The organism is Pigmentiphaga sp. YJ18, from assembly GCF_038066655.1.
Lineage (GTDB): Bacteria > Pseudomonadota > Gammaproteobacteria > Burkholderiales > Burkholderiaceae_B > Pigmentiphaga.
In genome coordinates this window covers 819011-838090 of record NZ_JBBUKU010000001.1, presented here as the reverse complement: position 1 = coordinate 838090, position 19080 = coordinate 819011, and the positions used below count along the sequence as shown (strand labels likewise).

The following is a 19080-nucleotide window of genomic DNA, read 5'->3' as shown; positions in this document are numbered from 1 at the left end:
CTGGTGTTTTTATCCGGTGCTACGCCGGGTCGAATACTGCGAAGCAACGGTTGGCGTTGAAGACGTAGGTTTCGATGTAGTCGATGATGCGGGGGCGATGGCCCAGTTCGGTCATGGCGCCGGCCAGCACGATCCAGTTCAGCAGTTCATGCTGGCCGGCGGCTTCCAGGCTGGCGGTGGTCAGCGTGTCCCATTGGCGAAAGCCGCCGCGGGTGAGTTCGTCCAGGCGCGCCCGGTCGCTCTCGTGGTCGGGATACAGCCAGCCATGGCGCGGCGTCAGGAACGCGTGCGACCAGCTGGACGAGGCGACGATGGCCACGCGCCAGGGTGAGGCGGCCAGGGCACGCGCGATGGCGCGGCCCAGTTCGAAGCTCTGGCGGGGGGAAGGCGAGGCGGGATCCGGTTCCGCGCCCGCCTCGCTGGGCGGGGCCAGCCCTCCGTGCATGCGGATCAGGTCGCCGCCATAGCAGTTGACGTGGAAGGGCACGACCGGATGGGGGAAGCCGCGGCGGCCCGCGTCCAGGTAGAGCAGGGTGTTGATGAAGGCGTGGGGCAGCCCCCGGTCGTAGCGGAGCCGGTAGGCGTAGGGCAGCGCCAGGCCGGCCTCGTTCAGCCGGTTCAGCAGGTAGCGTCCGCCCTGGGGATGTCCGGTGTGCCGGAAGGTGGCGGCCTTCGGCTCGTTCCATTGGTTGCGCCCGGGAAAGGGAGAGGATTCCGGCACGTCATAGGGCCGCGACGCCATGGTGTCCGCCAGGTACACGCAGAACGGCGGCACGACGTCCTCGGTGAAGTTCTCGTACTGGTCGTCGCCGAACATCAGGATGAAGTCGGGCTGGAACGCGTCCAGCAAGCGGCGCTGTTCGTCGAAGGCGCGAAAGCAGCGCGCGCGATGCCGGCCCGCAGCGGCGGCGCCCTCGTCGTCGCCCCACTCTTCCCGCATGGCCTCGGGCCAGTTGCGCGTGTCCTGCAAGGCGGGATCGAGGCGCTTGCCGTTCAGCGTCCGCTTCAGGATGACCGACATATCGTCGTCGTGCATCCAGAAACCGGGGTAGTGGGTGGCGCCCAGGCCCAGGATTTCCGCCATGGCGTGTCCTCATGCAAAGAGTCTGTCGATGCGCCAAGCTTAGGATTGACGTCCTGTGGCAACCAGTGAAAAATCAGGCTCGATTCATGCAAAAAAATATATGAATAAGGAAGCATCGGTTCAATGGATCCGGCGGCTGAAATTCCGCCATCTCGAAATGCTGGTCATGCTGGGCCGCACCGGCAGTTTCGGCCGCGCGGCGGATCTGTGCGGCCTGTCTCAGCCGGCGCTGTCGAAGTGGGTGAAGGACCTGGAGGCGACGCTGGGCGTCACGTTGTTCGAACGTTCCACGCGCAGGATGGCGTTGACGGACAGCGGCCGGCTGGTCATGCACCACGCGGAACGCGTGCTGACTGACATGGCGCGGCTGCACGGCCAGCTCGAGGCCCAGCGCAGCGGCGGGGCGGGGCGCCTGCACATAGGCGTGCTGGCGGCGCTCGGCCCGGTGCTGCTGCCGGGCACGCTCGCGCGGGTGCAGCAGGCCGGTCTGGACCTGGAGGTGCAAAGCCTGGAAGGCACCATGGACCATCTGCTGCCGCTGCTGGGGGAACGCAAGCTCGATCTCGTCATCGGCCGCCTGGGAACGACCGGCTATGCCGGCTCCCTGAATCGGAGGCTGCTGTACGAGGACACCCTGTGCGTGGCCACGCCTTCGTCGCATCCGCTGGCGCGGCGGCGCAGGCCGGTCAGCTGGCGCGACGCCTGCGCCTATCCCTGGATCATTCCGCCGGCTGAATCGCCCATACGCGGCATGCTGGAAAACATGCTGGCGCAGGAACATCTTCCGCTGCCGCGCGTCGTGCTCGAATCGGCCTCGGTGCTGACCAATTACCATGTCGCGCGGCGCCTGGACTGCCTGTTCGCGACATCCGAGAAGGTCATCGCGCTGTTCGCGGGACAGGGATTGCTGCGACGGGTGCCGCTGTCGTTCGCGGGAGTTCCCACGACCATAGGCATGCTGTGGTCGGAGACCGCCTCGCCGCTGCTCGAACGCTTCATGAACCTGCTCGAACAGGAAGCGAAGGCAAGCCTGTAACACGTAGGCACACTACTTGCTGGCATGGCGCCCGATTCGACCCAGACGAGGCATCCATGCTGGCATTCCTACCCCTGGATTTCCTGCCCGAAGCGCTGCGCCCCTGGTTCGTACTGGCGGTCGCGATGGTCCTGGCCATCGTCGTCGCGCTGGTCATCCACCGGATAGGCTTTCTGATCCTGCGGCGCATCACGGCGCCACGTCCCTATCTCCATGCCGTGGTGGTGGGCGCGTGCACCGCCAGCCAGTTCGTGGTGGCGCTGCTGGCGCTGCGCGTGGTGCTGACCGGCACCCCGGAGGACATGCCCTATACCCGGGGCATGTCCTACTTCGTCACCGTCCTGCTGATCCTGTGCGTGACCTGGCTGGCCAACAGCAGCATCAAGTCGCTGAGCGACGCGGCCATCCGCCTCAATCCCTACGACGTGGCCGACAACCTGCTCGCGCGCCGCAAGCTGACGCAGACCCGCGTGCTGGCTCGCAGCGCCCATGCCATCGTGCTGTTGCTGGGGCTTTCGTTCGTGCTGCTGACGCTGCCGGGCGCGCGTCAGCTGGGGGCCAGCCTGCTGGCCTCGGCCGGGGTGGCGGGCCTGGTCGCCGGTATCGCGGCGCGGCCGGTGCTGGGGAATTTCATTGCCGGGTTGCAGATCGCCTTCAGCCAGCCGATACGCATCGACGACGTGCTCATCGTCAACGGCGAATGGGGCCGGGTCGAGGAAATCACCGGCACCTTCGTCGTGGTGCGCATCTGGGACGAACGGCGCATGATCGTGCCCCTGCAGTGGTTCATCGAGAATCCCTTCGAGAACTGGACGCACCGCACCGCGTCGCTGCTGGGCACGGTGTTCCTGTGGCTGGATTTCTCGGTGCCGCTGGAGCCCGTGCGCAAGGAGTTCGAACGGCTGTGCAAGGCTTCGCCGCTGTGGGATACGCGGGTGGCGGCGGTGCAGGTTACCGATACCAGCGATCGCGCCATGCAGGTCCGCTTCCTGATCAGCGCCGCCAACTCGGGCAACGCGTTCGAGCTGCGCTGCCTGGTGCGCGAAGGCCTGATCGCCTTCATCGCCGCGCATCATGCGGAGGGTTTGCCGCGCATACGCGCGAACGTCGAGGGCGAATCCACGAACCCTCCGCCCCCTCGCGTGGTGCCGGTCTGACGTCCGGCTCGCCCGGTTTCAGGCCGGCCGGCCCCGCAGCGAGCCTTCGATCTCTCTGGCGTGCTCGTGCAGGCTGCGGGCCAGCGAGGCCACGCGTTCCTCCCGCATGCGGTCGTCGATGGCGGCCACGCTGATGGCGGCAATGGGCCGGCCCAGCGTGTCGCGTATGGGCACGCCGGCCGCGGTGACGCCCAGGGTGACGCGGTTGCGGATCAGCGAATGGCCCTGGCGCCGGCACGCTTCGATGGCGGCGCGCAGGTCGGCCTCGGTCAGGCGGCCTTCCTCGCAGATGCGCCGGCCGTCGGCCGCGATGATGTCCTCGCGCTCGACGTCGGGCAGGAAGGCCAGGATGGCCAGCCCTCCCGCGCCCAGCCCCAGCGGCCGGCGGCTGCCTATGGACAGCGTGTTGACCCGGATCGGCGACGGCCCTTCATGCCGCGCTTCGCACACCGACTCGCTGCCGCTGCGCACCGACAGATAGACCGTATCCCCGACCTCCTCGGCCAGCCGGTCCAGGCTGGCGCGGCAATGTTCGCGCAGGTCGTAGGCGGCCATGGCCGCGAGTCCCAGCTCGAAGGCCAACGGCCCCAGCGCGTACCACTTGTCCGACTCCTTCTGGATGACCAGGTGTTCGTGCATGAGGCGGCGCAGCAACCGGTGCACCGTGGAATGCGGCAGCGCCGTGGCCTCGGCCAGCTGCGTGAGGGCCCGCCCCCGCTTGCCGGCCGTGGCCAGCAGCTTCAACAACTGCACTGCGCGTTCGATGCTGCCCGGCTCCGCCGTGGTGCTGCCGCTTGCCATAAGTCGTGTCCATTCAGTGGAAATGCGGATGTCTACCCCTGCGGCCAATCATATATTGCCCTTCACGGTGCGACCGGGAATTTCCGGTCAATGGAAAGCACCGCAAGAACAAGGAGGAGACCCCATCATGTACGAACGGATCATCGGCGCGGTTTTCGCGACCGCACTGGCCGGCGCGGCGGGCGCGGCCTACCCCGAGCGGCCCATACAGCTCATCCACGGCTTCGGCGCCGGCGGCAATGCCGACACCGTGTCGCGGCTGGTCGCCCGCCACCTGCAGGCGGCGCTGGGCCAGCCGGTGGTGGTGGAAATCAAGAGCGGCGCCGGCGGCGTGGTCGCGTCCAGCTACGTGGCCAAGGCCGAGCCCGATGGCTACACGCTGGTGATGCTGACCGGCGGCCATACCGTCTCGGCCGCGGTGAACAAGTCGCTGCCCTACGATCCGGTCGCGGATTTCCAGCCGATTTCCACGGTGACCGCATTTCCGTTCGTGGTCAGCGTCAAGGCCGACAACCCGGCGCGCACGCTGGCCGACCTGCTGGCGACGGCGCGCGCCAAACCGGGCACGGTGTCCTTTTCCTCGGTGGGCGTGGGCTCGACCCAGCACCTGACCGGCGAACTGCTGGCCGCCACGGCCGGCGTGCAGATGCTGCATGTGCCGTATCGCGGCGGCGCGGCGCCCGTGCAGGCCGTGCTGGCCGGCGACGTGAACGTGCTGGTGGATACCGCCACGGTGGCCGCGCCGCAGATCAAGGCGGGCACGATGCGCGCGCTGGCCGTCACCAGCGCCAAGCCGTGGCCGCTGCTGCCTGGCGCTCCCGTGGCGGCCGATACCGTTCCCGGGTTCCAGGTGTATTCGTGGCTGGGCATCGCGGCGCCGGCGAAGACGCCCGGCCCTATCGTCGACCGGCTGCACGCCGCGCTGGCCGCCATGCTCCAGGACCCGGCGTTCCGCAAGGCCGTCAACGACATCGGCAGCGAACCCAGCGGCAGCAGCCCGGCGCAGATGCGCACCATGATCGAGTCGGAAATCACGCGCTGGAAGAAGGTCGTCCAGCAGGCGAACATCGTCGCGAACTGAACAGGGAGCAGGCAAGGATGGACAGGGCAGCCGCGGCGGAGCCGCAGTACCAGAGCGGATTCGGCAATGAGTTCGCGACCGAGGCCAGCCCGGGCGTGCTGCCCGTGGGCCGCAATTCGCCCCAGCGGGTGGCGCAGGGCCTGTACGCGGAACTGATCTCGGGCACGGCCTTCACGGCGCCTCGTGCCGTGAACCTGCGCACCTGGACCTATCGGCTGCGGCCCTCCGCCGCGCATGGCAAGGCCCATGCGGTCGCGCATCCGGGCTGGCTGACCGCCCCGTTCACCGACGTGGCCGCGCCGGCCAACCGGCTGCGGTGGAATGCGTGGCCGGAGCCGGCCCGGGGCACGGACTTCGTCGACGGCATCGTGACCGTGGCGGGCAACGGCGGCGCCGATGCCCAGAGCGGTTCCGCCGTCCACGTCTATCGCGCCAATGCGTCCATGCGCGACCGCTACCTGATGAACGCCGATGGCGAAATGCTGGTGGTGCCGCAGTCGGGCGTGCTCGACGTCCATACCGAGATGGGCCGCCTGCGGGTCGCGCCTGGGGAGATCCTGCTGCTGCCGCGCGGCGTGCATTGCCGTGTCGACCTGCCCGACGGCGCGGCGCGGGGCTACCTGTGCGAAAACTACGGCGCGCCCTTCAGGCTGCCGGAACTGGGGCCGCTGGGTTCCAACGGCCTGGCCAATCCGCGCGACTTCCTGGTGCCGGTCGCCGCCTGCGAACCCGCGACCGGACCCGTGCGCATCCTGCGCAAGTTCCTGGGCGGCTTCTGGGAACTGGAGCGTTCGTCGTCGCCGCTGGACGTGGTGGCCTGGCACGGCAACCTGACGCCGTGCAAGTACGACCTGGCGCATTTCATGGCCGTGGGCAGCATCACCTTCGACCACCCCGATCCGTCCATCAACACCGTGCTGACCTCGCCGTCGGAAATCGGCGGCACCGCCAATTGCGACTTCGTGATCTTCCCGCCGCGCTGGCTGGTCATGGAGGACACCTTCCGGCCGCCCTGGTTCCACCGCAACGTGATGAGCGAGCTGATGGGACTGGTGCGCGGCGTCTACGACGCCAAGGCCGAGGGCTTCGTGCCGGGCGGGATCAGCCTGCACAACTGCATGCTGCCGCACGGCCCCGATGCCGCCACCTTCGATCGGGCCAGCACCGAGGCGCTGGCGCCGCGCCGCCTGGAAGACACCATGGCTTTCATGTTCGAGAGCCGCCACGTGTACCGCCCGACGGCGCAGGCGCTGGCCGCGCCCAACCTGCAACCGGACTACGACGAGGTCTGGGACGGATTCCGATCCGGCAATCCCGCCTAGGCCCTGGACATCATCGTGGCGCGGGCAAGGGGCCGCGCGCCGCACTCTTGGAGAAGCTGGAATGAAATTGGCATCGCAACGCGCGGGGCGCGACGGCGCATTGCTCGTGGTCAGCCGCGACCTCGCCACGGCGGTGAGCGCGACCGACATCGCACCCACGCTGCAATCGGCGCTGGACGACTGGGAGCGCGCCAGCCCCCGCCTGCAGGCGCTGTACGACGACCTGAACGCCGGCCGGGCCGCCAACGCCTTCGCGCTGGACCTGGACACGCTGGCCGCGCCGCTGCCGCGCGCCTACCAGTACCTGGACGGGGCGGCGTATCCCAGCCACATCCAGCGCAACCGCCAGGCGCGCGGCGAATCGGTGCCCGACGACTTCTTCCAGAAACCGCTGATGTACCAGGGCATCTCGCACGGCTTCATGGGCTGGAACGACGACGTGCGCCTGCCCTCGGAAGACGACGGCATCGACTTCGAGGCCGAGATCGCCGCGATCACCGGCGACGTGCCGCTGGGCGTGGACGCCAGGCGCGCGTGCGAGCACATCCGCCTGTTCGTGCTGCTCAACGACGTGTCGCTGCGCGCCATCATCCCGGGCGAACTCAAGCGCACCTTCGGCTTCCTGGTCGGCAAGCCGGCGTCCAGCCTGGGCCCCATCGCGGTGACCCCGGACGAACTGGGCGAGCTATGGCAGGGCGGGCTGGTGTCGGGCACCATGAAATGCTGGGTGCGCGGCGAGGAACTGGGCAGCATCGAGACCGGTATCGACGTCGCCTTCCACTATGGGGACCTGATCGCCCACGTCGCGCAGACGCGCGCCTTCGAGGCGGGAACGCTGGTGGGCCTGGGTACGGTGTCGAACGAGGACGAATCCGTGGGCGTGGGCTGCCTGGGTGAACGCCGGGCCCTGGAGACCATCCGGCAGGGCGCGGCCCGGACCCCGTTCCTGAAATTCGGCGATACGGTGCGTATCGAACACTTCGACCGCGCGGGCAACAGCGTCTTCGGGGCGATCGAACAGCGCGTCGCGCCGCTGGCCTAGCGCGGGCAGGCGCCGGTCAGCGCCCGTCTTTCTTCGTCGTGCGGGTACCCAGGGCCGGCCGCGGCGTGACGGCCTTGCCGGCGCCGGCCTGCGGGCCGCTCGTGGCCGCGGTGTCCAGCGAGGCATGCAGGCCGCTGCCCCCCAGGCCCGAGGACGACGGCGTCCGCGCGCCCAGGCGCAAGCCGTTGCCGCCATAGGAGCGGGATGAGGTATCGACGGAACTCTCGCGCCCGCTCGTGGATTCGCGCAAATCATCGGCGCGGACCGGCAGGCCCCACGACAGGGCGGTGGTGACGAGGATCAGCGATGCGGTGGAACGTAGGCTTGGCTTGGTCATGCTGGACTCCAACTCCAGACTGCTAGCCGTGCAGTTTGCCGCAGAATCGGGGCCATGGCGGGCCAAGTAACAACCAATTTGTAGCAGGATATGAGCCGGCGGCGGGGTTGGGCAAGCCGCCCAACCCCGCTGCGCGTCAATCCGCATAGATGCCGGCCTTCCTGATCAGGGGCCCCCATTTCTGGATTTCGTCCTTGACGTGCGCATCCAGCGCCTGGGGCGTGGCCCGTTCGGCGGGTTCGACCTGGGCTCCCAGGTCGGTCATGCGCTGCTTGAACGCTGGATCGCTCAGCGCAGCCTGCATTGCATTCACGAGTTTGTCGATGATTGGCTTGGGCGTGCTCCTGGGGGCCCACAGGCCGTGCCAGATGCCGACCTCGAAGCCCTTGAGGCCGGCCTCGTCCATCGTCGGCAGCTTGGGCAGCGATGCGACGCGCGTCATGGCCGTCACGGCATAGGCCTTGACCTTGTCGGCCTTGATCTGGCCCGACGTGTTGGTCGTCTGGTCGCACATAAAGTCGACCTGCTTGCCGAGCATGTCGTTCATGGCCGGAGCGGTTCCCTTGTACGGGATGGTCTGCACGTCGGCGTCGATGGCGCTCAGGAACAGCAGGCCGCACAGGTGCGACGCGGAGCCGATGCCCGCGTTGGCCATCGACAAGGTTTTCTTGTGGGCCTTCACGTACGAAAGGAATTCGCCGAAGTTGGAGGCCGGAAAGTCATGCCGGGCGATCATCGTCATCGGCACGTCGACCGCCAGGCCGATCGGCTCGAAGTCCTTGATGGGATCGTATTGCAGCTTGCGGTACAGCGCGGGAGCGGTGGAGAAACCGATGTGCATGAGCAGCAGGGTGTAGCCGTCGCCCGCGGCTCGTGCGACACGGCCCGTGCCCAGCGTGCCGCCGGCACCGCCAAGGTTTTCCACGACCACCGTTTGCCCCAGGGGCTTGCGCATGGCTTCGGCCAGCGATCTCGCCACGACATCCGTCGGTCCGCCCGCCGCGAAGGGCACGACCATCGTGACCGGCCGGCTGGGAAAGTCCTGAGCCGCCCGAGCGATCTGCGGACCGGCGAATGCGGCCGCCAGGGCCGCGAGGAGAACCGCTTGTTTGGACACTCTGATACTCCTGGTTGGTATTCGAGGCTGAACGGAACAGGCGGCCGGCGCATGTCGCGCCCGGCCGCCGCGCGAGGGCCTGCCGACTAGGTGGCAGGCACGCGAGACTTCGCGCTGGAGATGAGTTCGTCGACGGATTTGGCGCTGGCATCGACCAGCTGCGCCGTTACGGCAGCGGACAATGCATCCAGCAACGCCGGAACCTTCTCGTAGGTGCCCGCTCGCACCAGATCGAAGATTTCCTTGTGCTTGCCTTGCAGTGCCTGGCGCTGCGCGGTTGCCGAGCCGGGATTCTTGAAGTCGTCGTCCTCGAGATTGATCAAGGCGCTGCCGAGCTTGCCCCAGTCGGGATTCAGCGCCACCAGATCGCTCGTCATCACCGTTCCCACGAGCTGGATGGCTGTTTCCACTTGCGCGATGAAGACGTCCGACCGGAAGCGGTTGATCCCGGGGTAGAAGGCCTGATAGCCGGAGCTGGGCCAATCACCCGTTACGTGCCAGACGGGGCGTCCGCCGAACTCGTCGAGGTAGGTCGCGAAGTTGCGGCCCAGCCACGAGTTCTGCGGCTGGCCATGCACGCCGGGCCGGTCATTCACGTTGACCTGGGCCCGTGGAAGGTTCGCGCCCTTGACCGCCTCGATGGCCTTCTCGACCAACAGGTCGTTGCCGTAGGTGTTGATGTACGTGGTCATCGCGCGGCCAGTCGGCTCGTAGCGGTCGCCCACATCGTGCATCTGCGCCCCGCCGCTATGCTCCATGGCGACGCCGCCAACGATGTACTTGGACAGCGTTTCCAGGTTGTCGTGGATGTAGTCGTAGGGCACGCCCCGTTCGGCGCCGGCCACGAAGTGGCGGCAATCGAGATAGACGTAGATGCTCATCGGCCGCTGGGACTGCGGGATCTGCGAGAAATACTTGATCACGCCCAGGATGCCCAGCCCACCGGAGTCCTGGATGAGGCCGGGGCCATCGGTGTGCGTGGCCATGAAGACGGCCTTGTCCTTGGCGGTCCCGTAGTCGCGGCCGGGCAGCGTCGCGATCAGCTGGAAGGCCGTCGCATCGGTCTCGACCTTGGCATCGAGCTTGAGCGTTGCGGTCTTGCCGGCGCGCGCGTCCTCGATCACCTTGGCGCCGTTCTTCTTGTCGAGCAAGAGGCCCGGCACCTCGTAGCGCGACGGCGTGCCGTGCTGGCGGCCGCCCTGCGCCGCACCGGGAGGCATGTCGAGCACCGCGATGTGGCCTACCGCTCCGGAGGGCTTGAGCACGCCCGTGATCACGCTGCCCATCGCGCCGAACTGGTTGCGGTTGCGATAGCCGCCTTCATAGGTCGGATCGACGAAGACTCCGGGCTCCAGGAAGGTGTCCGGATCGGTACGGAACTCGTAGTCCGTGTATCCACCCGTGGTGCCGCTACCGGTGAACGGCGCCTGCTTGACGACGACGATCTTGCCGGCCAGCGCGCTCAGGGGCGGCCGCTGTGCGGCGGGCAGCGTCATGTCATAAAGCACCATGGGGGCGGTCACGCCCATCGGCCCCGTGGATCCGGATTGCGTGGCATAGGACGCGACCTCGACCGGCGTGCCGTCCGAGACCAGCGACCATCCCGACTTGTCCGGATACTCGGAGGTGTACCAGCGCTCGTAGGGGAACTTGTGCTTGTGCAGACCCTGCGCGCCGTACTCCACCAGGCGTTCCTCGAGGAACGCCATGAATGATTTCCAGGCGGGCGAGCCCGTGTAGGTCGGTCCCCAGCCGTTCTTCTTCTCGAACCAGCCCTGCGCTTCGGTAGGAGTGATGACCAGCGAAGGATCGATCTTCGTGAGCCGTGGGTCGAACGCCGCCGTGGGCGGGTCTCCCGGATTGGTCGGCGTATTGTCCGAGCTTCCACCGTCTCCACCGCCGCATGCGACGAGGGACAAGCTCAAGAGCGCCGCGAGCGACAAACGCTTCGCTTTCATTGAGTGCCTCCACCTTGGTTTTGATTGGTCACGCATCCTCGACGGGATGCGGCGCCATTCTTAGGGAGGGGCACGCGCAGGTCTAATGCAAAATTCCGCCAGTCCATTCAAGATTTGAATGGCTTGCCGTGGAACCTAGTGCTTCACCATCGCCGCGAAGCGCCGAGCTTCCGCGGCGACCAAGGCATCGAAACCATCGATGCTCTCGGGATCGGCCGACACCACGCCCAGTGCGGCCTGTACGCGCGAGAGCTCGGGCGACGTCAACACCCGCGCCATGGCACGCTTGATGTGCGCGATCTCCCGAGGCGGCGTGCCACGCTGGGCGAATATGCCGGTCCAGGGGTCGACGACCCAGAAGCGCAGCGAGGCGTTCTCGTTCACGGTGGGGATGCCTGGAAACAACGGAGAGCGCTTGGCACTGAACAGTCCCAGTATCCTGCCGCGCGCGGCGTCGACGCCGGTTGCCGCGGGCAGCGCGAGTATCGCCAGATCGAGGCGGCCGCCGCCCAGGTCTTGCAGCAAGGTCGACGTCTTGACGTAGGGGACGGCCTGGAGATTGCCCCCCAGCCGCGCGGACATGGAAAGCGCCAGCAAATGATGCAGCGTGCTTGCGCCCGGCGTGCCTATCATCAGGGGGCGTTTCTCCTGGCGAGCGAGTTCGATGAGTTCGTCCATCGTTTGCGCCGGGAGGTCCGCACGGGCGAGCAAGGTCAGGTGCGAACTGCTGACCGGGGCGACGGGTACCAGGTCGTGGCTCGTGAACCCGGCACCGGGAATCTGCAAGGGCGACAGCAGTACGGCATTGCCCGACCCATAGAGGTATGTGTTGCCATCGGGTTTGGCGTGCAGCACCTTTTGCACGGCCAATATGCCGCCCGCGCCGCCTATGAATTCGAGGACCACCTGCCGCCGCAGGGCGTCGGACAACTGCCTGGCCAGTTCCCGCGCCGACAAGTCCATCGATCCGCCGGCCGCGTAGGGCACAATCAGGGTGACGGGGGCGGCGGCCCGGCTTTGCTGCCGGTGGTGGTAGGCGGCCGCGCCCGCGAACGATGCCAGAGCCAGCAGGCCGCCCGCTATCATCCACGTGCCGGTGCGGCCGACGCGCCGTATGTCCCCGAGGCGCATGGGCATGGCCTTCTCCCTCCTGTTCTTGTCAAGCTTCTGAAATGATATCCGCGAACCTGATGTTCAATCGCCTGATGGGCAAGGCTAGGCTGCGGCAGTTGCAGATCATTACATCGGTGGCCGAATTGGGCAGCCTGCAGAAGGCGGCCGATGCGGTGGGGCTGAGCCAACCCGCGACGACGCACGCGTTGGCGGAGATCGAGGAATTGCTGGGGGTGCGGCTCTTCTTCCGCCAGACCCGGGGCATGGCGCCCACCGACGAGGGCCGTGCGCTCATACCGCTCGTGCGTTCCGCGCTCGATGCCATCAAGGTCGGCACCGCCACCGTCGCTTCGACCATCAACAGCCGTGGAGGGGTCGTACGTATCGGTTCGATTTCCGCGGGCGTGTCCGCCATCGTCGTCGATACTTTGCCGCGCTTTGTCGATGCCAATCCCGACATCGTGACGCGTGTCCAGGAGGCCGAAGCGCTGCGGCTTCCCGCGCTGCTGTCGGAGGGCCGGGTCGACCTGGCCATCTGCCGCGAACCGGCCAATCTGCCCTTGAACGCCCGCTTCCAACCCTTGCTGCCGGACAGGCTGATCGTCGTGGCGGGCCCGGGCCATCCCTTGGCCAATAAGGGGCAGGTCAGCATCGAGGCATTGGTGGATCAGACGTGGGCCCAGCCCCCGTCCGACGTACAGACCGTCCAGATATTCAGCGAGATATGGGAGGCAACGGGTGACCGGCCACGGCTCTATCCGATCGACACCCGCTCCATCGTGTTGTCGTTTGCGCTCATAGAGCGGCACGGTCTGCTCGACTTCATGCCACGCAGCGTGGCGCATCAGATGCAGCGCGCGGGCCGGGTGGTCGAGATAGACGTGGCGTGGCCCGACCCTTCGCTATTGGCGCTGCCTCCCTTGGGAATGCTGCAACTCGGGAATGGCCGCAGTCCGGCCGTGGAAAAGCTGACGGACTTCCTGGTGCGGCAATGGCCGGCCGACGAGCTTCCGCGCCAGGCGCGAAAGGACACGCCCGATTCATAGCCGCAGCCGGTACGCACGAGGCGTCATGCCGTAGTGTGCCCTGAACACGGCGGTGAAGCGCGAGTGGCATTGCCAGCCGGCTTCGGCCGCGACCGCCTGGACGCCCAGCCGGGTCTCGCGCAGCAGCGTGGCGGCAAGTTCCAGCCGCTGGGCCACCAGCAGGTTGTAGACCGACAGGCCGGTGGTATCGCGCACGTGCTGCTGGAGCCGCGCGCTCGTGCAGCCGACGCGGCGCGCGAGTTCGGTGATGGTCCACGGATACGCGGGGGCCTCGGCGATGGCTTCGCGCAACCTTGCCAGCACCGAGGCGGCATCGGCCGAGGGCGAGCGGGCGGGGCGCAGCAGATCGTCGAACCCCTGTAGCGCGCATAGCAGCAGTTCGGTGGCGCGCGCGTGGAAGAGCGGCACGAAGGCGGGCTGGTCGCTGCGTTCGCCGCGTATGCGTTCCAGGCAGCCCTGCAATGGCGGGGTGACGGCGGCGTTGCACAGGATGCGGCCGTCGTCGCGGTCCACCATCTCGTCGAGCTGGGTGGCCGGCAACCGCACGCCCAGGGCCTTGAGCCAGCGCGGCAAGAGGTCGCGCCGCAGCCGGAACTGCACGAAGCGATGGGTGCTGGCGCCCGGGATGTCGATCAGGTAGCCGCCATTGCGGTTGGGCGTGCGCAGCAGCATCCGGTTCAGGCGGAAGTCGAGTTCGGGACCGTGTTCATCGCCGACGTGTCCGCTGACGTGTCCTTCCAGGAAGAAGGTCAGCAGCAGTTCCCGGTCGGGGTCCAGCCGTACCCGCAGCCGGTCGTCCAGGCTGAAATCGAAGTACCGCGCGCTGGCGCCTTCCCACGGCAGCGTATGCAGCCGCGTGACGTGCCCGCCGCTGGGCCAGGGGACGTTGCGGCGCGATTCGCTCAGGATGTCGGACAGGGTCAGGCCGGCGGGCTCCGGCGCCGAGGGAGCCAGGATGGCGTTGAGGTCGTCTTCCCGCATCACCGGGCCCGCGATGGGGATCGGCACAGTTTGCGTTTCGATCTGCATACATGGCCTCGGGCCGGAACGTTAGCATCACTGCAACTTTTCGACGGAGTGTAATGATGAACGTCCGGCATGTCAGCCGCCTGCTGCGGGCCTGCTTCGCGCTGGGGTGCGCATTGGCGGCATCGGCCGCCGCCGCGGCGGCGCCGGATTGGCCGGTCCGGCCGGTGCGGCTGGTGGTGCCCTTCGTGGCGGGCGGGGGCGCTGATGTCGCGGCCCGCCTGATCGCGCTCAAGGTGCAGGAGCGGCTGGGACAGCCCATCATCATCGAGAACAAGGCCGGCGGCAATACGCTGATCGGCGTGCAGGAAGTGTTGCGCGCGCCGCCCGACGGCTACACGCTGCTGTGGTCCATCGACCAGACCTTCGTGCTCAATCCGGCGCTGTACGAGAAGCTTCCCTACGATCCCAAGAAGGATTTCACGCCGATCTCGCTGGCCGTGGTCGGCCCCAACGCCGTGGTGGCGCGCAGCCAGCCCAAGGATCCGGCCAGCGTGGCCGACCTGGTCGAACGGGGCAAGTCCGGCGGCGCCGACCTGAATATCGGCGCAGCGGCCATCGTCTCGCAGATCCTGGTGGACACGTTCAACGACGCGGCCGGCACGCAGGCCAGGCGCGTGCCGTTCAAGGGCAGCGCGGAAGTGGCGCAGGCGCTGATGGCGGGCACCGTCGATGCGGCCTTCGACGGGATCGCGCCCTATGCGCAGTTCGTGAAGTCCGGGCGCGCGCGCTTTCTGGCGGTGAGTTCGGCGCGGCGCTTCTCGGGCCTGCCCGATGTGCCCACGCTGGACGAACTGGGGTTCAAGGGCATCGATATGTCGGTCTGGTTCGCCATCGTCGGGCCCTCCGGCCTGCCCGCCGGCATCGCGCAGCGCGTGGCCGGGGCGGTGGAGTGGGCGGTCAGGCAGCCCGACGTGGTCGACAAGCTGCTGGCGTTCGGCTTCGAGCCGGCGCCGCGCAACGATCCCGAGACCCTGCGGCGGCAGATCGCGGTCGACCTGGACCGCTACGGTCCCATCATTCGCAAGCTGGGTTTCAAGCTCGACTGAGCAATCACGGCATCCACGGAGCAAGCCACCATGCAGATCGCGGACTTTCCCCTGCCTTTTCCGCGCGCGCCCTATAGCCGCGCCATGTTCGACGACGACTGGGTCTTCGTGTCGGGCACCATAGGCATGGACTACACCGCGCAGAAGCTGGCGCCGACGGTCGAGACGCAGACGCGCCTCATGCTGCGCAACATCGCTTCCTACCTGGAGGCGGCGGACGCGCGCCTCGAGGACATCGTCAACTACACGCTGATCATCGATGACATGGCCCACGTCCAGCCGGTCATCGGCGTGCTGGCCGACGACCTGCCCTGCAAGCCCACGGGCACGGCCATGATCGCGGGCATCGCCTATCCCGGCGCGCATGTCGAGATGCAGGTCATCGCCCGCAAGCAGGGCAGGGCGTCATGACGCCGGCTCGGTGGGTGCGGGCGGGCGTGGCGGCATGCCTGGTCGCCGGATGCGGGGGTGGCGACGATTCGCCGCCCGCCCCGCCCGCGGCGCGTTTCGATGCGCAGGTGCGCTGGACGACGTACGGCGTGCCGCACGTCAAGGCGAACGACCATGGCGGCCTGGGGTACGGCTACGGCTATGCCGTGGCGCGCGACCAGCTGTGCGCGCTGTCCGATCGCGTCATCACCTTGCGCGGCGAGCGGTCGGCCCGCTTCGGCGCGGATGGCAAGGCGCTGGTGGGCTTCCTGCCGCTGCCCAACCTGGACAGCGATCTCTTCTACCGCATGCAGTTGTCGGCGGACGACGTGGACACGGCCTGGAAGGCGCTGTCGCCGCAGGCCCGCGCGCTGGCCGAGGGCTACGCCGCGGGTTTCAACCGCTACGTCCGCGACCATGCGGAGCCCGCCGCGTGCGGCGGACTGCACCCGCCGACGATGGTCGCCACCGACGTGCTGCGCGCCGTCATGCAGATCGGCACCTTGAACCGGAGCTTCCTGGCGGCGCCTTTCGCGTCGGCCTCGCTGTGGGACGACCTGGACCAGCCGGCGCGGGCCGCCGCCGCGCCCGCGCCGCCCCGCCTGGGCATGGCCAGCAACACCTGGGTCTATGGCGCCGAGGCCACCGGCACGGGCGCCGCCATCGTGGTGGCCAATCCGCATACGTACTGGCAGGACCACTGGCTGCTGATGCACCAGATGCACCTGACCATTCCCGGTGAACTCGACGTCATGGGCGCGGACTTCCTGGGGGTGCCGCTGCCCCTGTCGGGCTTCAACGACGCGGTCGCCTGGAGCATCGAGGCGCCTTCCACGGTGACCTACGGGCTGCCGCTGCGGCTCGACCTGCGGCCCGGCGCGAGCCCCGCCTATGTGGTCGACGGCGTGTCCCGCGCCATCGAGCGGCGCGTGGTCGAGATCGGCGTGCGGCAGGCCGATGGGTCCACGCGGACCCAGGCCTATGCGGTGCCGTACACCGCGCTGGGTCCGCTGTACCGGCTGCCCGCCGCGCCGGGCCGGCCCGCCGGATGGTATGCCATCACCGATGCCGCCGCGGGCGACGCGCGTGGTCTGGACCAGATGCTGCTCGTCGCGAAGGCCCGCAGCACCGCCGATTTCCAGCGCGCCGTGAGCGGGCATCGCGGCATTGCCGCCCACCTCGTGGCGGGCGACAGCGCGGGCAACGCGTTGTTCATCGAATCGGGGCCCATCCTGGACATCGATGACGCCGGCCTGGCCGCCTGCGCGGTCGAAGCCACGCCATCGGGCCGCGTGCCCGCCGCGCTGGACGGTTCGCGCGGCGCATGCCTGCTGCGCGACGAGCACGGCCGCCCCCGGCTGGCGCCGGCGGACCGGATTCCCGCGCTGGCCACGCGGGGCGTGGCCTACAACGCCAACGACAGCTACAGCCTGTCCATCCACGGCGAGCGGCACGACCGCTACTCGGTCCTGTTCGGCCGGCCCGATGCCGAGCCCAATGGCCGCACCCGGATGTCTTACCGCCTGGTGGCCGAGATGCTGGCCGCGGGCAAGGTAACGATGGAGCAGGCTGTGGACGTGGTCTTCGGCAACCGCAACTACGCGGCCGAAACCTTGATGGACGGCATCGCCGATGCATGCGCCACCGCCACGGGCGACGCCGCAACGGCCTGCGGCGTGCTGTCGCGCTGGGACCGGCGCAACAACGCCGACAGCCGCGGCGCCCTGCTGTTCGGCGAACTGTGGCCCAGGCTGGGTGCCATCGAGAACCTGTACGCCCAGCCGTACGACGCGGCCGATCCGCTGCGCGTGCGTACCCTGTCCGGCAGCGCCCCGGTCCAGGCCGCCGTGCTCGCGGCGCTGGCCGACACCGTTGCCGACCTGGGCACCCATGGCCTGAAGGGCGACGAGACATGGGGGCGCATGCTGGCGCGGCCCACCGCCGCGGGCCGCGTTCCGCTGCACGGCGGATCGGGAGACCAGGGGATACTCAATGCGCTGGAGGGGGCGCCGCTCGGCCCCGAGGGCTACGGCGACATCGTCGCGGGAACGGCCTACATGCACGCGGTGACCTGGACCGGCGGCAAGCTCGTGGCCAAGGTGATGGCGGCCAACGGCCAGTCCCCCGATGCCGCCTCGCCCCATCATGACGACCAGGTCGGGCTGCTGTCGCGCAAGCAACTGGTCGATGCGCCCTTCACCGACGCGCAGATCGCGGCTTCGGCGGTCGAGAGCCTGCACCTGGCGGAGTAGTCCGGAGATCATTAACGACCCGGCTCGCGGCAACTGGATACGCAGAATCGCGCTTGTTGGTTTCTCTGATTGAGGCCTTCGTCACGGGCTCCTAGTCTGGCGGCTCGGACAATCTGGGGGCAGCGACATGAGGGGAATGATCGATTGCGGCGTATTGATGGTGCCCGAGCATGCGGGCTGGATGCGCGAGCTGATGGAAGACTGGAAGGATGCGCGCGAGCGCATTGCATTGCATGGCGTGCAGCTGGACGCGCCATCGGTGGGCGCGTCAGCATCCGCCGATGCGCTGCGGCGCCAGGCGCTGGCGCTCAAGCGCTACGACGTCTGTCTGCTGCCGGTCACCCTGTCCACCCTGGGATGGACACGCACCGCGATGGCCGTGGCCGGCGACACGTTGCAGACCCCCGTCCTGGCGCTCGCGCGCGAAATGAGCGCCGCCGGGCTGCAGGACTTGCTGTCGCTTGGGCTGGACGATTTCATGCGCTATCCGATGTGCGGGGAAGAATTCAAGACACGCCTGGTGTTGCTTGCGGGGCCGGGCAAGCCGCCGGAGGCCTGCCCAGCCGCCGATGCGCCGCCGGACGAGGCCGAGGCGCAAGACGACCACGAAGCCGAATCCACAGGTCGAGACGAAAATGCCAATTTCGTCTCGCGCGAACCGTTCCAGTCGGCCAAGGCCAGGATCGTGACCGAGTTCGAGCGCCACTACATTTCCGACATGCTGCTGCGCTACCAGGGCAACATCTCGCAGGCGGCCCGCGCGGCGCACAAGAACCGGAGGGCGTTCTGGCAACTGATGCGCAAGCACGAGATCGTGGCGGATCCCTACCGGCGCCGGAATCGCTCCGTGCCGGGCGGCGGCGCGATGAGCCGGCCCTAGGACTGGCTGGCCATGTCGCGCGGGCAAGTGTTCAGCCAGACGATGCCGTCTGCCTCGCGGGTTGCGTAGGTCTTGACGGGCCGGTTGCAGGGCAGCGCCGTGGGGGCGCCGGTTCGGATGTCGAAGCAGCCCTGGTGGAATGGACACTCGATGGTGTGCTCTTCCAGGACGCCTTCGGACAGGCTGCCGCGGCCATGGCTGCAACGGTCGGCGGTGGCGTAGGTGGCGCCCTCGACCCGGTACAGGCAGAAGACCTGTTCGTCCAGGGTTACGGCCAGCGTGCCGGCTTCAGGAAGATCGTTGGAAAGACAGGCCTCGCGCCAGTGGTCCTGTGGGGTCATGCGATGCTC

General features: G+C 68.2%; 18 protein-coding genes. 10 read left to right on the top strand and 8 right to left on the bottom strand.

From position 1 onward, the window contains the following. Positions 1-19 precede the first annotated feature (19 nt). Positions 20-1084 (bottom strand): DODA-type extradiol aromatic ring-opening family dioxygenase, encoded by a 1065-nt coding sequence (locus tag WKR98_RS04125; RefSeq protein ID WP_341432153.1) that lies wholly within the window; start codon positions 1082-1084, stop codon positions 20-22. Positions 1085-1184: 100 nt separating this feature from the next. Here WKR98_RS04125 and WKR98_RS04120 point away from each other — a divergent pair, with 100 nt between their 5' ends. After that, a complete protein-coding gene (locus tag WKR98_RS04120; RefSeq protein ID WP_124691990.1) occupies positions 1185-2120 on the top strand; it encodes a LysR family transcriptional regulator in 936 nt (311 codons plus the stop codon). Positions 2121-2176: 56 nt separating this feature from the next. Next, the gene (locus tag WKR98_RS04115; protein ID WP_124691989.1) at positions 2177-3277 is read left to right on the top strand and encodes a mechanosensitive ion channel family protein; all 1101 of its coding nucleotides are present in this window, start codon (positions 2177-2179) and stop codon (positions 3275-3277) included. Positions 3278-3295: 18 nt separating this feature from the next. Here the strand turns inward: WKR98_RS04115 and WKR98_RS04110 are convergent, their stop codons facing one another. Then, positions 3296-4078: an IclR family transcriptional regulator gene (locus WKR98_RS04110; protein WP_341432152.1), complete on the bottom strand. Its 783-nt coding sequence runs from the start codon at positions 4076-4078 to the stop codon at positions 3296-3298. A gap of 127 nt (positions 4079-4205) precedes the next feature. Between WKR98_RS04110 and WKR98_RS04105 the strand changes: the two genes are divergently transcribed. The 3 genes from WKR98_RS04105 (at position 4206) to WKR98_RS04095 (ending at position 7523) form a co-directional block, all read left to right on the top strand. Then, a complete protein-coding gene (locus tag WKR98_RS04105; protein WP_124691987.1) occupies positions 4206-5159 on the top strand; it encodes a tripartite tricarboxylate transporter substrate binding protein in 954 nt (317 codons plus the stop codon). 17 nt (positions 5160-5176) lie between these two features. Beyond that, positions 5177-6481: a homogentisate 1,2-dioxygenase gene (hmgA, locus tag WKR98_RS04100; protein WP_341432151.1), complete on the top strand. Its 1305-nt coding sequence runs from the start codon at positions 5177-5179 to the stop codon at positions 6479-6481. 61 nt (positions 6482-6542) lie between these two features. Then, on the top strand, positions 6543-7523 hold the full coding sequence (locus WKR98_RS04095) for a fumarylacetoacetate hydrolase family protein (RefSeq protein WP_124691985.1): 981 nt from the start codon (positions 6543-6545) through the stop codon (positions 7521-7523). Between the two features lie 16 nt (positions 7524-7539). Here WKR98_RS04095 and WKR98_RS04090 read toward each other — a convergent pair whose 3' ends face one another. The 4 genes from WKR98_RS04090 to WKR98_RS04075 form a co-directional block, all read right to left on the bottom strand. Continuing rightward, the gene (locus tag WKR98_RS04090; protein ID WP_124691984.1) at positions 7540-7860 is read right to left on the bottom strand and encodes a hypothetical protein; all 321 of its coding nucleotides are present in this window, start codon (positions 7858-7860) and stop codon (positions 7540-7542) included. A gap of 136 nt (positions 7861-7996) precedes the next feature. Continuing rightward, positions 7997-8977, bottom strand: a complete 981-nt coding sequence (locus WKR98_RS04085) for a tripartite tricarboxylate transporter substrate binding protein BugD (protein ID WP_370282676.1) — start codon at positions 8975-8977, stop codon at positions 7997-7999. A gap of 86 nt (positions 8978-9063) precedes the next feature. Beyond that, entirely contained in the window at positions 9064-10935 is a 1872-nt protein-coding gene (locus tag WKR98_RS04080; RefSeq protein ID WP_341432150.1) for a hypothetical protein, read from the bottom strand. A 135-nt stretch (positions 10936-11070) separates the two neighbouring features. Next, a complete protein-coding gene (locus tag WKR98_RS04075; protein WP_124691982.1) occupies positions 11071-12072 on the bottom strand; it encodes a tripartite tricarboxylate transporter substrate binding protein in 1002 nt (333 codons plus the stop codon). Between the two features lie 35 nt (positions 12073-12107). Here WKR98_RS04075 and WKR98_RS04070 point away from each other — a divergent pair, with 35 nt between their 5' ends. Next, positions 12108-13094 (top strand): LysR family transcriptional regulator, encoded by a 987-nt coding sequence (locus WKR98_RS04070; protein WP_161568006.1) that lies wholly within the window; start codon positions 12108-12110, stop codon positions 13092-13094. Here WKR98_RS04070 and WKR98_RS04065 read toward each other — a convergent pair. Then, a complete protein-coding gene (locus WKR98_RS04065; RefSeq protein WP_124691980.1) occupies positions 13089-14123 on the bottom strand; it encodes a helix-turn-helix transcriptional regulator in 1035 nt (344 codons plus the stop codon). The genes WKR98_RS04070 and WKR98_RS04065 overlap by 6 nt on opposite strands. Positions 14124-14179: 56 nt before the next feature. Between WKR98_RS04065 and WKR98_RS04060 the strand changes: the two genes are divergently transcribed. The 4 genes from WKR98_RS04060 to WKR98_RS04045 all read left to right on the top strand — a co-directional run bounded on the left by WKR98_RS04060 (position 14180) and on the right by WKR98_RS04045 (position 18730). Then, entirely contained in the window at positions 14180-15169 is a 990-nt protein-coding gene (locus tag WKR98_RS04060; RefSeq protein ID WP_341432149.1) for a Bug family tripartite tricarboxylate transporter substrate binding protein, read from the top strand. A 30-nt stretch (positions 15170-15199) separates the two neighbouring features. After that, complete coding sequence (locus WKR98_RS04055; RefSeq protein WP_124691978.1) at positions 15200-15580, top strand: RidA family protein; 381 nt, start codon at positions 15200-15202, stop codon at positions 15578-15580. After that, positions 15577-17850: a penicillin acylase family protein gene (locus WKR98_RS04050; RefSeq protein WP_341432148.1), complete on the top strand. Its 2274-nt coding sequence runs from the start codon at positions 15577-15579 to the stop codon at positions 17848-17850. The genes WKR98_RS04055 and WKR98_RS04050 overlap by 4 nt, the downstream gene beginning before the upstream one ends. 127 nt (positions 17851-17977) lie before the next feature. Beyond that, a complete protein-coding gene (locus WKR98_RS04045) occupies positions 17978-18730 on the top strand; it encodes a hypothetical protein (protein WP_341432147.1) in 753 nt (250 codons plus the stop codon). Here the strand turns inward: WKR98_RS04045 and WKR98_RS04040 are convergent. Beyond that, on the bottom strand, positions 18727-19071 hold the full coding sequence (locus WKR98_RS04040) for a non-heme iron oxygenase ferredoxin subunit (protein WP_341432146.1): 345 nt from the start codon (positions 19069-19071) through the stop codon (positions 18727-18729). The genes WKR98_RS04045 and WKR98_RS04040 overlap by 4 nt on opposite strands. Between the last annotated feature and the right edge of the window lie 9 nt (positions 19072-19080).